Source organism: Arthrobacter sp. TRD_SC_6 (genome assembly GCF_055361185.1).
Genome location: NZ_CM143953.1, coordinates 2,499,988 through 2,514,891, shown reverse-complemented (window position 1 = coordinate 2,514,891; position 14,904 = coordinate 2,499,988). Strand labels below are relative to the sequence as shown.

Annotated in this window: 13 protein-coding genes; 1 reads left to right on the top strand and 12 read right to left on the bottom strand. The window is 63.5% G+C overall.

Going from position 1 to position 14,904, the window contains the following annotated elements; genetic code table 11:
* Positions 1-22 precede the first annotated feature (22 nt).
* The 11 genes from ACWA1U_RS11835 to ACWA1U_RS11785 form a co-directional block, all read right to left on the bottom strand.
* Positions 23-1,270, bottom strand: a complete 1,248-nt coding sequence (locus ACWA1U_RS11835) for a phosphoglycerate kinase (RefSeq protein WP_463722380.1) — start codon at positions 1,268-1,270, stop codon at positions 23-25.
* Between the two features lie 7 nt (positions 1,271-1,277).
* Positions 1,278-2,288 (bottom strand): type I glyceraldehyde-3-phosphate dehydrogenase, encoded by a 1,011-nt coding sequence (gene gap / locus ACWA1U_RS11830; protein ID WP_463722379.1) that lies wholly within the window; start codon positions 2,286-2,288, stop codon positions 1,278-1,280.
* A 221-nt stretch (positions 2,289-2,509) separates the two neighbouring features.
* A complete protein-coding gene (locus ACWA1U_RS11825; protein WP_463722378.1) occupies positions 2,510-3,139 on the bottom strand; it encodes a superoxide dismutase in 630 nt (209 codons plus the stop codon).
* Positions 3,140-3,259: 120 nt separating this feature from the next.
* The gene (gene whiA / locus ACWA1U_RS11820) at positions 3,260-4,240 is read right to left on the bottom strand and encodes a DNA-binding protein WhiA (protein WP_463722377.1); all 981 of its coding nucleotides are present in this window, start codon (positions 4,238-4,240) and stop codon (positions 3,260-3,262) included.
* A gap of 10 nt (positions 4,241-4,250) precedes the next feature.
* Positions 4,251-5,285, bottom strand: coding sequence for a gluconeogenesis factor YvcK family protein (locus tag ACWA1U_RS11815; protein ID WP_463722376.1), 1,035 nt, complete (start codon positions 5,283-5,285; stop codon positions 4,251-4,253).
* On the bottom strand, positions 5,285-6,181 hold the full coding sequence (gene rapZ / locus ACWA1U_RS11810; RefSeq protein WP_463722375.1) for an RNase adapter RapZ: 897 nt from the start codon (positions 6,179-6,181) through the stop codon (positions 5,285-5,287). Before rapZ ends, ACWA1U_RS11815 begins: the two co-directional genes overlap by 1 nt.
* Before the next feature lie 107 nt (positions 6,182-6,288).
* Positions 6,289-8,328, bottom strand: a complete 2,040-nt coding sequence (gene uvrC / locus ACWA1U_RS11805; protein WP_463722374.1) for an excinuclease ABC subunit UvrC — start codon at positions 8,326-8,328, stop codon at positions 6,289-6,291.
* Positions 8,329-8,413: 85 nt separating this feature from the next.
* Positions 8,414-9,079 carry a lysophospholipid acyltransferase family protein gene (locus ACWA1U_RS11800; RefSeq protein WP_463722373.1) on the bottom strand — a complete coding sequence of 222 codons (666 nt, stop codon included), beginning with the start codon at positions 9,077-9,079 and terminating at the stop codon, positions 8,414-8,416.
* Positions 9,066-9,809, bottom strand: a complete 744-nt coding sequence (locus tag ACWA1U_RS11795) for an HAD hydrolase-like protein (protein ID WP_463722372.1) — start codon at positions 9,807-9,809, stop codon at positions 9,066-9,068. The genes ACWA1U_RS11800 and ACWA1U_RS11795 overlap by 14 nt, the downstream gene beginning before the upstream one ends.
* Positions 9,810-9,869: 60 nt before the next feature.
* On the bottom strand, positions 9,870-12,728 hold the full coding sequence (gene uvrA / locus ACWA1U_RS11790; RefSeq protein ID WP_463725032.1) for an excinuclease ABC subunit UvrA: 2,859 nt from the start codon (positions 12,726-12,728) through the stop codon (positions 9,870-9,872).
* A 121-nt stretch (positions 12,729-12,849) separates the two neighbouring features.
* Positions 12,850-13,227, bottom strand: coding sequence for a GntR family transcriptional regulator (locus tag ACWA1U_RS11785; protein WP_463722371.1), 378 nt, complete (start codon positions 13,225-13,227; stop codon positions 12,850-12,852).
* Positions 13,228-13,352: 125 nt separating this feature from the next.
* Here ACWA1U_RS11785 and ACWA1U_RS11780 point away from each other — a divergent pair, with 125 nt between their 5' ends.
* Entirely contained in the window at positions 13,353-13,991 is a 639-nt protein-coding gene (locus ACWA1U_RS11780; protein ID WP_463722370.1) for an MBL fold metallo-hydrolase, read from the top strand.
* On the opposite strand, the gene ACWA1U_RS11775 is transcribed toward ACWA1U_RS11780, so the two are convergent.
* Positions 13,977-14,762, bottom strand: a complete 786-nt coding sequence (locus ACWA1U_RS11775) for a trans-aconitate 2-methyltransferase (protein ID WP_463722369.1) — start codon at positions 14,760-14,762, stop codon at positions 13,977-13,979. The two genes, ACWA1U_RS11780 and ACWA1U_RS11775, sit on opposite strands and share 15 nt — an antisense overlap.
* Between the last annotated feature and the right edge of the window lie 142 nt (positions 14,763-14,904).

Here is a 14,904-nt window from a genome sequence, read left to right as displayed (position 1 = left end):
TTCTTGAGAGGGGTGTCGCTGGTCAGTGTTGCAATGCAGTGAGCCCGGGCAATTCCTTGCCCTCCAGGTACTCAAGGCTTGCGCCACCGCCGGTGGATATGTGCCCGAAGCTGGATTCGTCGAATCCGAGCGCCCGCACAGCGGCTGCCGAGTCTCCCCCGCCCACTACGGTCAGCGCGCCAGCCCCTGTTGCGTCTGCCAGCGCCTGCGCAACCGACCGTGTGCCGGCTGCAAAGGCATCGAACTCGAAGACGCCCATGGGCCCGTTCCAGAAGATGGTCCGGGCGGTCGAAATGGCTTCGGCGAACAAGGCACCTGACTCAGGACCGATGTCCAGTCCGATGCCGGCGTCCTTGAACCTCGTGGATTCGATGCTGTGCGCTCCTACAGTTTCGTGATCCGCGTCAGCGGCGAACTTTTCAGCGACCACAATGTCCGTCGGAAGGACAATCTCAGTTCCCGCTTGTTCGGCCCGCGCGAGATAGCCGCGCACAATTTCGAGCTGATCATCTTCGAGGAGGCTGGAACCGACAGAGTGTCCCTGCGCCGCAAGGAAGGTGAACACCATACCGCCACCGATGAGCAGCCGGTCAGCTGTTCCGATCAGGTTGTCGATGACCGCGAGCTTGTCGGATACCTTTGATCCGCCGAGAACCACCACGAAGGGGCTTTCGGGTTCGGAGGTCAGCCGCTCAAGAACGTCCACCTCCGCCTTCACGAGGTCGCCCTGGTAGGACGGAAGGCGTTCTGCGACGTCGTACACGCTGGCGTGCTTGCGGTGCACGGCTCCGAAGGCATCATCCACGTAGGCGCCGTCGTCGCCAACCAGTCCCGCCAGTTCGACGGCAAGGGTGGCGCGTTCGGCGTCGTCCTTTGCGGTCTCCCTGGCATCAAAACGGACGTTCTCCAGAACGAGCACTTCACCGGCGCCCAGTCCGGACGCCAGGCTGCGCGCGCTCTGGCCCGACACATCCTCCGCGAGGGTCACCGGGAAATCTGCGAGCTCCGCAAGCCGCTCCACTGCAGGCCGCAGGGAATACTTCTCCTCGGGCGTTCCCTTGGGACGGCCCAGGTGCGCCATGACGACGACGCTCGCCCCTGCGTTGGTCAGCTTCTCCAGAACCGGAAGCGAAGCGCGGATCCGGCCGTCGTCGGTGACGCGTTGATTGGGTACCTCGCCGTCAAGCGGCACGTTGAGGTCCGAACGAACCAGAACGCGCCGCCCACGGACGCCGACTGCCAGCAGGTCATTCAGCGATTGAAAAGCCACAGCGGCCCTAAGCCAGTTTGGCCGCGACGAGTTCAGTAAGGTCCACGAGGCGGTTGGAGTAGCCCCACTCGTTGTCGTACCAGCCGACGACCTTGACCTGGTTGCCGATGACCTTGGTCAGGCCGGAGTCGAAGATGCAGGACGCGGGGTCCGTCACGATGTCCGAGGAGACGATCGGGGCGTCGGTGTAAGAGAGGTAGCCCTCAAGGGACCCGCTCTCGGCCGCAGCCTTGTACGCAGCGTTTACCTCGTCGACCGTGACCTCGCGACCCACGGTGACGGTGAGGTCCGTGGCGGAACCAGTGGGGACGGGAACGCGGATGGCGTATCCGTCCAGTTTGCCCTTCAGCTCGGGGAGCACCAGACCGATCGCCTTGGCGGCACCCGTGGACGTCGGCACCATGTTGATGGCTGCTGCGCGGGCGCGGCGGAGGTCTTTGTGCGGGCCGTCCTGCAGGTTCTGGTCGGCGGTGTAGGCGTGCACCGTGGTCATGAGGCCGCGCTCGATGCCGAAGGAGTCGTTGAGCACCTTTGCCAGCGGGCCGAGGCAGTTGGTGGTGCAGGAGGCGTTGGAGATGATGTGGTGCTTCTCGGAGTCGTAGTCGGCGTCGTTGACGCCGAGGACGACGGTGAAGTCCTCGTCGGAGGCTGGGGCCGAGATCAGGACCTTCTTGGCGCCGGCGTCGATATGCTTCTGCGCGTCGGCGGCCTTGGTGAAGAAACCGGTGGATTCGATGACGATGTCGACACCGAGGTCGGCCCAGGGAAGGTTCGAGGGGTCGCGCTCGGCGAGCACCTTGACCCGCTTGCCGTCGACTACGAGGTCGCCGCCATCCACCTCGACGGAGGCCTTAAGGCGACCGGTGACGGAGTCGTACTTGAGCAGGTGTGCGAGGGCCTCGGGACTGGTGAGGTCGTTTACGGCCACGATCTCGAGATCGGCACCCTGTTCGAGGGCTGCGCGGAAGTAGTTGCGTCCAATGCGGCCGAACCCGTTGATTCCTACACGTGTAGTCACTGTTGCTATCTCCTTGATAGGGGTTGCTGCCGACGGCGACTGCCTGCATGGGCGTACCGTCCGGCGACTGACAAAGATTGCACCGCATTGTGCGCGTTTTTAAATTCCGTTGGTCGCGGGCGTACTGCTAGATGTGACGTGCGCGACTTAGAACATCTTACGCACCGGGCGCCTCTCCCGCCCTGAGCGGGCAGGAAAGGTTACGCCCGGCAACGCCACCGTTAGTGGGACAGGGTGATCAGTCCGGTTGCGTGCGTGCGCGCAGCTTCGAACCGGCGGGCAACATCCGCCCAGTTGACGATGTTCCAGAACGCCTTCACGTAATCAGCCTTCACGTTGACGTAGTCCAGGTAGAAGGCGTGCTCCCACATGTCCAGCATCAACAGCGGCGTTGTCCCCAAGGCGACGTTTCCCTGCTGATCGTAGAGCTGCTCGATCACGAGGTTTCCGCCGATCGGCTCGTAAGCCAGGAAGGCCCAACCGGAGCCCTGCAAGCTGATGGCGGCGGCATTGAACTGGCCGCGGAATGCATCGAACGAACCGAAAGCGTCGTCGATTGCAGCAGCCAACTCACCTTCGGGCTTGTCCCCACCCTCCGGTGAGAGGTTATTCCAGAACACCGAGTGGTTGATGTGACCGCCCGTGTGGAATGCAAGGTCCTTCGACAGCTTCGGAATGTTGGCGAAGTCACCCTTTTCGCGGGCCTCCGCAAGCTGAGCAAGAGCATCATTGGCGCCCTTGACGTAGGCCGCATGGTGCTTGCTGTGGTGCAGCTCCATAATCCTGGCAGAAATATGCGGCTCCAGGGCCGCGTAATCGTAGTTGAGTTCGGGCAGTACGTATTCGCTCACGAAATCCTCCATGTCCTGTGTATTGCTGTCGCGGGTATCACACGACTGATGCGGCGCCCTTACGGGTTCCGCTGGCCGGCCGGCTGGCCGACAGGCTGCATGTCCATCCTATGCAGGTATTCATTCATCCAACATGTCGGCGGTCACATTGGCCTCGGTGCCCGGAATGCGCAGTTCCACAGCGCGTTTGTCAGCCATGGCGAGGAGCCTGCGGATACGTCCCGCTATGGCGTCCTTGGTCATGGGTGGATCGGCAATCCGTCCAAGCTCATCGAGGCTTGCCTGCTTGTGCGCAACCCGCAGTTCTCCCGCGTACTTCAGGTGATCGGGAACTTCCTCACCGAGAATTTCCAACGCCCGTTCCACCCGTGCACCCGCTGCGACAGCTGCCTGCGCTGACCGGCGAAGGTTCGCGTCGTCAAAATTGGCCATTCGGTTGGCGGTGGCACGCACTTCCTTGCGCATGCGGCGCTCTTCCCAGACCATAAGCGCATCGTGGGCGCCCATGCGGGTCAGCAGGACGGCGATAGTGTCACCGTCGCGGATGACCACACGGTCAACGCCACGCACCTCTCGTGCCTTCGCGGTAATGCCGAGGCGACGAGCAGCTCCGACCAGGGCCAGGGCTGATTCCGGCCCTGGACACGTAACCTCCAGGGCAGAGGAACGGCCAGGTTCGGTGAGGGATCCGTGGGCAAGGAACGCTCCACGCCAGACGGCTTCGGCGTCTGCCGCCGAACCGTTCACGACGACGGAGGGCAGCCCTCTTACCGGCCGGCCGCGGTTATCCAGCAGCCCGGTCTGGCGGGCGAGCGACTCACCATCGCGGACCACCCGGACGACGTAGCGGTTGCCGCGCCGCAATCCGTTGCCGGAGACGACGATGATTTCGCTGTTGTGCCCGTAGACATCCGAAATAGCACTGCGGAGCCGCCGGGCGGTCGAGGCAAGGTCAACCTCCGCCTCGATGACTATCCGGCCCGAAATAATGTGCAGGCCTCCGGCGAAGCGCAGCAAAGCGGAAACCTCGGCCTTGCGTACAGAAGACTTCTTGACATCGAGGTGCGAGAGTTCCTCTTTCACATCCGCAGTCAGCGCCACAGACACCCTCCTAAAATTCACCGAACATGTCGTGGTAAGCCGTTGCAAGTCGCAATGCATCATGAACCGGTCCGCCGCTTGAAGAGCCTACTTTACCCAAGATCGCACGGCCGCCGATCTCCCCTACGGCCGCCTCGAACTCGGCCCGGTCGCCGACGACGGACGGGTCGGCGATGACGGCGTCGACCCGGAAATCGGGTGCGTACCGCTTGATGACCGCCAGGTGGTCCACCGCCGTCATTCCCTGGGTTTCCTTGGTGTCATTGCTCAGGTTCATTGTCAAGCAACGCCGCGCCGTCGTATTGCACAAAGCATCACGGAGCTCCGGTAGGAGGAGGTGCGGTAACACGGACGTGTACCAGGAGCCAGGCCCAAGGATCACCCAGTCGGCCAGCTCGATGGCGTTGAGCGCGTCCACGCAGGCGGTCGCGTCCTCGGGAAGGAGCCTGACCTTGCTGACGTTGCCCGTACTGCCGGCCACGGCTAGCTGTGCCTGGCCCGAGACCTTCCTCAGGTGCAGGTGCCCGTCGGTGCCTTCGGACAACACATCTCCCTCGATGGTGAGCGGAACGCTCGCCATTGGGAGCACCCTGCCGCGCGCACCAAGCAGGGCACCTGCCCACTGCAGGCCGGCGACAGGGTCACCGAGCAATTCCCAGAGGGTGACGATCAGGAGGTTGCCGAGGGCATGGTTATCGAGTGAGCCCTCCGTCCCGTCGCGGGAGGTGAACCTGTGCTGCATAACGTCACGCCAGGTCCTCCCCCAGTCAGTGTCGTCACACAGCGCAGCCAGTGCCATTCGCAAGTCACCTGGCGGCAGGACGCCAAGCTCGCGGCGCAGGCGACCGGAGGAACCGCCGTCGTCGGCTACCGTCACCACCGCTGTCAGCTCCGAAGTCAGGAGCCGGAGCGCCGACAACGACGCCGACAAGCCATGTCCACCTCCAAGCGCGACGACGGACAGTGCGTTGTCCTGCTTACCGAACGCTGACCGCGATGCGGACGTTGCCGGAATCAGGGGCAGTGACCCGGTCATGATCGCCACTACTCGCGCCCCAGATCCCTGTGGTGGGCCATCACCTGCAGACGCGGAAGCTGGGCGAGGCGCTTAGCGATCTCCTCGGTGACCGCCACAGAACGGTGCTTCCCACCCGTGCAGCCCACGGCAATGGTTGCGTAGTGCTTATTCTCACGCCGGTAACCCTCAAGCACAGGCTCAAGCGCGTGCACGTACCGGTCGACGAACTCCGCCGCGCCATTGGCGGCGAGGACGTAGTCACGGACCGGCTCATCGAGTCCGGTCTGTGGACGGAGCACCGGAACCCAGTGCGGATTGGGAATAAAGCGGACGTCGGCCACGAAATTGGCGTCGACGGGGAGCCCGTACTTGAAGCCGAAGCTCATGACGTTGAGACGGAGGACGATGGGACCGGACTCGGAGAACAGTTCCGTGATGCTGGTGGCCAGGGCGTGAACGTTCAGCTGCGTCGTGTCCACCACAATGTCCGAGGCGTGCTTCAGTTCCTGCAGTACCTCGCGCTCGGCTGCTATCCCGTCGAGGATGCGGCCGTCAGCCTGCAACGGGTGGGGGCGGCGCCCCTGCTCGAACCGGCGGACCAGGGTGTCGTCAGCTGCATCCAAGAACAGGACCCGGTAAGTGATTCCCGCAGCCCGGAGCGCGGCGAGGGAGCCCTGGACGTCCTGGAACAGCTCCTTGCTTCGGACGTCAATGACCACCGCAAGCTTGGGAATCGATTCAGGGGTCCGCGAGACGATCTCGGTGAGTGTGCTCAGCATCTGCGGAGGAAGGTTCTCAACGACGTACCAGCCGTGGTCCTCGAGGGCGTTGGCTGCCGTACTGCGGCCCGCGCCGGACATGCCTGTGACTACCAGCAGCTCCGATTCGGCAGGTTTGACAGGCGTTAGTCCATCAGCGTTCATAGTTTCGTTTCCATCCCACCGTTGCGCGCGAGTTGTACTGCATTGTCCGCCCGTACTACCGAAGAATCAGGTGGTTTCAACGGCCGTGCGTCCGGTTTCTACCCTAACTAAGAATCGAGTACTTCGCCGGTCGTCATATTCACCGCTTCCTGCCCGGCGTCGCCCGTCCGTGCGCTTCCCTCCGCCAACTGCGTTCTAATGGTCTGAGCCAGCGCCGGCCCCACACCCTGCACCTGCTGAAGTTCGTCTACCGATGCCGCGCGGAGCTTGCGCACTGAGCCGAAATGTTTCAGGAGGGAGCGGCGTTTAGCAGGTCCGAGCCCTGGAACCTCGTCCAGTACGGACTCGGTCATGGACTTACCCCTTTTCTGGCGGTGGTACGCGATCGCAAACCGGTGGGCCTCATCCCGGATGCGTTGAAGGAGGAAAAGCCCTTCCGAAGCGCGCGGGAGAATTACGGGGAACTCGCCTTCCGCGAGCCATACCTCTTCCAGCCGCTTGGCCAGCCCGATGACGAACACGTCATCGATACCCAGGTCGGCCAACGCGCGAGCTGCGGCCCTGACCTGCGGCTGGCCGCCGTCCACCACAACCAGGTTGGGTGGGTAGGCGAATTTCTGGCGCGCCTCGGGGCGTGGGGAGGCTGCGGCAACCTCCGCTCCGCCGTCGTCGTACCCCCCGCTGTTCCCCGTGCTGTCGGTGCCCTGAACGCTCTCTGCGCCCGGCAGGGAGTCGAGCGGGTTGCGCTCGGCGAGGTAGTTGCGGAAACGGCGGGAGATGACGTCGTACATCGAAGCGGTGTCATCGCGGGCCGCATCGCCGGTGATGGAGAACCGGCGGTAGTCCGACTTCCGGGGCAACCCGTCCTCAACCACCACCATTGACGCGACCACGTTGGTTCCCTGCACGTGGGAGATATCGAAGCATTCGATACGCATAAGTGGAACCGGGAGTTCGAGGGCCTCCTGCAGCTCCTGCAGTGCAGCTGAGCGGGTAGTGATATCCCCCGCCCGCCTGCTCTTGTGCAAGCGCAGTGAGTCAGCCGCGTTCTGCTCGACGGTACCCAGCAAGGTTGCCTTGTCCCCGCGCTGCGGAACCCTGATGTCCACCCGCGCCCCGCGCAGGTTGAGCAGCCATTGCCGCATCTGCTCTTCGTTACTGGGAAGCGTGGGGACGAGCACCTCCCGTGGAATCCGGTTGTTGCTGCTGTTCCCTTCGCCGTATACCTGCTGGAGAAGGTGCTCCACAAGATCGCCTGTGGTCATGTCCTCGACCTTCTCGACGACCCAACCGCGCTGACCGCGGATCCGGCCGCCGCGCACGTGGAAAACCTGGGCGGCGGCCTCCAGCTCGTCCTCGGCGAGGGCAAAGACGTCGGCGTCGGTGTCCTCACTCAGAACCACGGTGTTGCGTTCAAAGACCCGTTTGAGAGCCGCGATGTCGTCCCGGGTACGGGCCGCGGACTCATAATCCAGTTCAGCTACCGCTGCTGCCATGCGCTGCTCAAGCTCCCGGATGAAGCGGTTGGCCTGCCCGGACATGAAATCACAGAACTGCAGGGCCAGGTCGCGGTGGCCTTCCGGGGAGATGCGGCCCACGCACGGTGCAGAGCACTTGTCGATGTACCCAAGCAGGCACGGCCGCCCGGAACGCTCCGCCCGCTTGAAGACCCCCGAGCTGCAGGTACGCACGGGAAAAACCCTGAGCAGTGTGTCAACGGTCTCGCGGATCGCCTTGGCCGGATAGAACGGGCCGAAATAGCGGGTGTCCTTCCGCCTGTCGCCACGCATGACCTGCACGCGTGGGTACTTCTCCCCGAGTGTTACCGCGAGGTAGGGGTAGGACTTGTCGTCGCGGAACATCACGTTGAACCGCGGATTGAATTCCTTGATCCACGTGTACTCAAGCTGGAGTGCTTCGAGTTCGCTCCCGACGACCGTCCACTCGACGCTTGCAGCGTTGTGAACCATTGCGCGGGTCCGCGGCATGAGGGTCTGCGGATTGGCGAAGTAGGAGTTCAGTCGAGAGCGCAGGTTTTTCGCCTTGCCTACGTAGACAACGCGCCGATGCTGGTCGCGAAATCTGTAAACTCCTGGATCCTGCGGGATTTCGCCGGTTTTTGGCCGGTAGGTTGCTGGATCTGCCACCTACACATCCTATCGGGGGCTGCCAGCGCTCACGTGCCGCGCGGAGTTCTGGTGACCGTGACGCAGCGGGGAGCTGCACCAGCGTCTACTCTGTGGCGCTCTTGTTGTAGCCGGAAGCACGCTCCTGGCCCGTTAGTCCCGCGATGGCGTCCATGATGGAGTCGGTGACTTCACGGCGGGCCGGAAGCGAATGGTTCGGTCCGGTCTTGTCGAAATGGAGCGGTGAACCAATCCTCATCGTGAAATGCTGCGGGCGGATCCAACGCTTGCCAGCGGGTTGTAGCAGGTCCGTTCCGAGCAGGCCAACCGGCACCACCGGCGCGCCGGTGGTCAGCGCCAGCCAACCCACCCCGGTCCTTCCGCGGTAGAGGAGCCCGTCCCGCGAGCGGGATCCCTCCGGATAGATTCCGATGCCGTCGCCTGCCTCCAGCATGACGAGCAGGGTTTTCAGTGCCTGGACGCTCGCCGCCTGCTCGCCTCGCTCCACCGGGATTGAGCCGACGCCCTCGAAGAAGGACCGCATGAGTGTCCCCTTCACTCCCTTACCCATGAAGTATTCCGCTTTGGCGAAGAACGCCACGGGACGGGGCATGAGCGCCTGCACCAGCACGCTGTCCAGAAAGGACAAGTGGTTGGGCGCGACTATGAACGCGCCGGTCGATGGTACATTCTTCAGGCCTTCGACGGTTGGCCTGCACAGGCCGGCGATGAGTCCGCGGGTACTGCTGCGGGTCAGGTCATAGACGCCCACGGGCCGCCTCCGACGGGCTATGGGCTCCCGGACTGTGCTTCTTGGTGCGGCTGCCGAGCGCCCCGAACTCATTGAGGTAGTCCAAGAGCTCTCCGGCGGAACGGACGACGACGGCGGGCCCGGCTTGCTCGAACTCCTCCTCGGTGCCGAACCCCCAGGCGACCGCAATGCACGGGAGGAGGTTGTCCGCTGCCCCGTGGATGTCGTGGGAGCGGTCGCCCACCATGATTGCGGCGTCGTACTCTCCCTTGTGGGCTGCCAGTGCCGCCGCGATGATGGTGCGCTTGCCGTCGAGAGCGGCGGCCTCCCGCTCGTCTCTCGGCGAGCCGTGGATGGAGTCGAACAAACCCGCCATCTGCTGGACATCGAGCAGTTCACGCGCCAACCACTCAGGTTTCTGGGTGGCCACTGCCACCAGATCGCCACGTCTCTGTAATGTCCGGATGACCTCAATGATGCCGGGATACGGCCTGCTCGCGGCCATGCCCTCCCGCCGGTAACCGGCGCGGTAGAGGGCGATCACTTCGTCCACCCTGTTCTCGGGAACACCGGCGATACTGGTCAACGACTGCACGAGAGACGGCCCCACCATCCGCGTCAGGCTGTCAGCGGGCGGTACCGCAAGTCCGGTCTCCCGAAGCGCGGAGGCAATCCCTCCGGTGATGGCTCCCGCCGGGTCGACCAGGGTACCGTCCAGGTCGAAAAGAACGAGAAGCCGCGTATTCGTCACCGGGCAAGTTTCCCACAGCTCGGCGCGGTGAGAAAAACAAGCATGCTGCTCGTGGAATATTTACCGGCCAGCGAGTACCCCAGCGAGGAACTTTCCGGTGTGGCTGACGTCCGAGGCAGCGACCTGCTCCGGTGTGCCGGTCGCTATGATCTCGCCACCACCCGAACCACCGTCGGGACCGAGGTCGATCACCCAGTCTGCGCTCTTGATGACGTCCAGGTTGTGCTCGATGGTAATGACCGTGTTGCCCTTTTCCACCAGGCCCTGCAGAACCTGCAGCAGTTTCCTGATGTCTTCGAAGTGGAGCCCGGTTGTGGGCTCGTCGAGTACGTAGATACTGCGGCCGTTCGACCGTTTCTGGAGCTCGCTTGCAAGCTTCACGCGCTGCGCTTCACCCCCCGACAGGGTGGTTGCGGGCTGGCCCAACCGAACGTAGCCCAGCCCGACGTCCACGAGGGTGGTCAGGTGCCGTGCGATGGGAGTGAACGCCGCGAAGAACTCTGCTGCTTCCTCGATGGGCATGTCGAGTACGTCGGCGATGGTCTTGCCCTTGTAGTGGACCTCGAGGGTCTCCCGGTTGTACCGCGCGCCGTGGCAGACCTCGCACGGCACGTAAACGTCCGGCAGGAAGTTCATCTCGATCTTCAACGTTCCGTCTCCGGAGCACGCCTCGCAGCGCCCACCCTTGACATTGAACGAGAACCGGCCGGGCAGGTACCCGCGGACCTTGGCCTCCGTGGTTTCTGCGAAGAGTTTGCGGATGTTGTCGAACACCCCGGTGTAGGTAGCGGGGTTTGAGCGGGGCGTCCGGCCAATTGGCCCCTGGTCTACGTGAATGACCTTGTCGAGGTGCTCCAGCCCGTCGATCCGACGGTGCCGCCCGGCTACCTGCTTGGCTCCGTTCAGCTTGTTCGCAAGCACCTTGTAGAGGATTTCGTTGACGAGAGTCGACTTCCCCGATCCGCTGACGCCGGTAACTGCGGTCAGCACCCCGAGCGGGAAGGAGGCGTCAACACCCTTTAGGTTGTGTTCGCGCGCACCGACCACCTTCAGCTGCCGTGACCGGTCAATCTTCCGCCGCTTGGCGGGTGTCTCGATCCTGCGCCGACCGGACAGGTAATCGCCCGTGATGGAGTGCTCATTGAGCAAAAGGTCCTCCAAAGAACCCGAGTGCACTACCTGGCCGCCGTGTTCACCTGCGCCCGGACCGATGTCGACGATCCAGTCGGCTTCGCTGATGGTGTCTTCGTCGTGTTCAACAACGATCAGGGTGTTTCCCAGGTTGCGTAGGCGCGTGAGGGTTTCGATCAGGCGCCGGTTGTCCCGCTGATGGAGCCCGATTGACGGCTCATCCAGAACGTAAAGCACGCCGACCAGGCCCGAGCCGATCTGCGTAGCCAGTCGAATGCGCTGCGCCTCGCCGCCGGAAAGTGTGCCAGCTGCCCGTTCGAGGTTGAGGTACTCGAGCCCGACGTCCAGCAGGAAGCGGAGCCGAGCCTGGATTTCCTTCAGAACCTGCGACGCGATATGCGCTTCACGACCGGTGAGGACGAGGTTGTTCAGGAAGTCGCTGCACTCGCGCATCGGCATAGCCGCAACCTCTGAAATGGAGCGCCCATTGATGAGTACGGAAAGCGACGCCGGATTGAGGCGGGCCCCACCGCACGCCGGGCAGGGAATCTGACGCATGTATTCCTCGTAGCGGTCGCGGGCGTAATCCGATTCCGTCTCAAGGTGCTTGCGATGGATGTACTGCACCGCGCCTTCGAACCCCGTGCTGTACTTCCGCTCCCGGCCAAACCGGTTGCGGTACTGGACAACCACTTTGTGGTCCTTGCCGTAGAGCGCAACGTCCCGCGCGTGCTTCGGAAGCTTGCTCCAGGCGGCGTCCATGGAGAACTTCATCTCTTTGGACAATCCCTCCAGGAGCCGGGTCCAGTACTCGAGGGTTGCCGTTCCCAATGCCCAGGGTGCTATTGCGCCTTCCCGGAGCGAAAGGTCAGGGTTGGGTACCACCAGCTCCTCGTCGACTTCGAGCTTTGTGCCGATACCGGTGCACGCAGGGCACGCCCCGAAAGGGTTGTTGAAGGAAAACGAACGAGGCTCGATCTCGTCGATGGCCAGCGGGTGTTCATTGGGGCAGGCGAGGTTTTCAGAGAACGCGCGGATGCGCCGCGGGTCTTCAGCCTCGAGATCGACGAAGTCGGCAAGCACGCGTCCCTCGGCGAGCTTGAGAGCAGTCTCGATCGAGTCCGTCAGCCGCTGACGAACGCCGTCCTTTACCACCAGGCGGTCCACAATGACTTCAATGGTGTGCTTGAACTGCTTACCGAGTTTCGGTGGATCGGTGAGCTGCACGAGGTCGCCGTCCACCCGCGCCCGTGAGTAGCCCTTCGCCGCAAGGTCCTGGAAGAGATCGGCGAACTCACCCTTCCGCCCGCGCACCACGGGAGCGAGGATCTGGAAGCGGGTGCCCTGGTCCAGTTCCATCAGCTGGTCGACGATCTGCTGCGGAGTTTGCTTGGTGACCGCCTCGCCGCACACCGGGCAGTGAGGGCGCCCGACGCGCGCCCAAAGCAGACGCATGTAGTCATAGATCTCGGTGATGGTGCCCACCGTTGAACGCGGGTTCTTGCTCGTGGATTTCTGGTCGATCGAAACCGCTGGCGACAAGCCTTCGATGAAGTCGACGTCGGGCTTATCCACCTGCCCCAGGAACTGGCGCGCATAGGCCGAAAGGGACTCGACGTAGCGCCGCTGCCCTTCCGCGAAGATGGTGTCGAAGGCAAGGGATGACTTTCCGGAACCCGACAAACCCGTGAACACGATCATCGCGTCACGCGGCAGGTCCAGGTCAACGTTGCGCAGGTTATGTTCGCGCGCGCCCTTGACTACCAGCCGCGAGAGATCGGGGCGCATATTGTCGGGGTGTGAGAGTTCGGAATCCAATGGGGTTGCGATAGACACCATTTCACTTTAGAGGAAACTGTGTTCGAAGACATATTCGAAGAGCGCTATATCGGCGTGTCCCGCCGAATGTTCACCGACGGCGGAGAGCAGCCCTCAGGTAGGACACTGCTTCCTCTTCGGTGATGCCATTCGCCTTGACCAGCCGGGCGAACTCACTCGCGCCCTCGGCCACCCTCTGCCGCGCTTCGTCACCTGCTGCGGCCACGACAGTCCCGGCCCTCGAACGCGTGACCACAATCTTCGCCTGCTCCAGCTCACGGTAGGCACGGGCGACAGTGTTCACTGCCACGCCGAGGTGCGCTGCGAGGGTGCGGACCGGCGGAAGCCGCGTCCCAACCGGAAGTGAGCCATCATTCGCTGCATCCAGAATCTGCACACGCAACTGCTCATACGGTGGCTTGGGGCTCGCCGGATCAATCCGAAGCCACGCTGTTACATCTGAGTTCACAGTGCGCGCTCCTGAACGACGGCGGACGGGTGCTCACATTCTGCCACGCAGCGCGCAGCTTCTCCATCCGGTTTCCAGCCAGGTTCCCGCCGATGCCGCCCAGTTCCGGGACTACACTGGCCATCATGCATGACCTCCGGGACATAACTATCCGCAGCACATCAGTGGGCACAATGGACAACAACGTCTACGTCGTGACGTCCAAGGCGAGCGGTGCGCAGGTTCTGATCGATGCTGCCGATAATGCAGAGGGCGTCCTTGAGCTGATGGCTTCGGCGTCCGCCGACACCGCAGCGGACCTTCGGCCCACGCTCGTAATCACCACGCATTCGCACTGGGACCACGTACGCGCCCTGGCCGAGGTGGTGGAAGCCACCGGGATGAAAACCGCTGCTGGAGCGGCAGACGTCGGTGATATCCCGGTAAAAACCGACATACCGCTGGAGCACGGGGACATTGGCAACTTCGACGGCTTCGACCTCGAAGCCATTTCGCTGCGCGGACACACGCCCGGTTCGGTGGCAATTCTTTACCGAGACGCTAACAAGCCCGCGCACCTGTTCACTGGGGACTCCCTGTTTCCCGGAGGAGTAGGGAACACGGGCGGAGACCCGGCGCGGTTCGAATCGCTTCTCAACGACGTGGTGGAGCGGGTGTTCGACGTGCTGCCTGATGAGACGGTCGTCCATCCGGGCCACGGAAAGCCCACTACCCTGGGCGCTGAACGGCCCTCGCTCGAAGAGTGGCGCTCACGTGGTTGGTAGCTTGAGGCCCACCGCGAAGATACGGCGGAAAGGGAAAACGGTCCCGTCCAATTCAGGCGGATACGCTCCTGCCAGCAAAGCGGAGTAGGAGGCCTCGAACTCCGCTGCCTCGCTTGCAGAGAGGGCGGCGAGTACCGGTCGTAGGCCGGTTCCGCGAACCCATTCAAGCACCGGATCCTTCCCCTGCAGGAGGTGCTGGTACGTAGTCTCCCAGGCATCCGCCGCCAATCCCGCCCCGCCCAGGAGGCGCAGGTACCCGCCCGGCTCGCTGACGGCGTCGTCGTGCCTCAACACACCGGCCAACTTAGGCTTCCACCGCTCTGAATCGGCAAGCTGGCGCATCAGCGCGTGGGAAGGGGAGGAGAAGTTCCCCGGCACCTGCAGCGCGAGCCAAGCTCCGGCTTCCAGCCTCGACGCCCAGCTGGCCAAAAGTGCCTGATGGCCAGGCACCCACTGCAGCAATGCATTCGAGACGACGACGTCGGTACCCGGTTCAGGCGCGAAGTCGCGGACATCGCCAATGGCGAAGGACAGGTTGGCCGGGGCGTCGCCCAGCGCCTCTGCCCGCTCGATCATCTCCGGAGAAGAGTCCATCCCCAGGACCTCTGCATTGGGCCATCTGCGGGCCAGCACGGCAGTCAGCTCCCCCGGCCCGCACCCCAGATCCACCACCCTGCGCGGCGCGTCATGGTTAATGCGGCCCACCAGGTCGAAGAAAGGCCGCGACCGGTGGTCGGAGAATCGGGCGTACTGTGTGGGATCCCATCGCATTCAGCGAGCCTATCGAACGCTGCCAGTTAGCGCCCACCGGCCCCCCAACACTCGCTACGCTCGCGCCGGGCCCCTGCCGATAGCGCCCACCGGCCCCCCAACAATCGCTACGCTCGCGCCGGGCCCCTGCCGATAGCGCCCA

Bases quoted from the DNA above. Each gene is read 5' to 3' on its own strand.
- ACWA1U_RS11775 (WP_463722369.1), bottom strand. From the start codon at position 14,762: ATGCGATGGGATCCCACACAGTACGCCCGATTCTCCGACCACCGGTCG.
- rapZ (WP_463722375.1), bottom strand. From the start codon at position 6,181: ATGAACGCTGATGGACTAACGCCTGTCAAACCTGCCGAATCGGAGCTG.
- ACWA1U_RS11780 (WP_463722370.1), top strand. From the start codon at position 13,353: ATGCATGACCTCCGGGACATAACTATCCGCAGCACATCAGTGGGCACA.
- uvrA (WP_463725032.1), bottom strand. From the start codon at position 12,728: ATGCGCCCCGATCTCTCGCGGCTGGTAGTCAAGGGCGCGCGCGAACAT.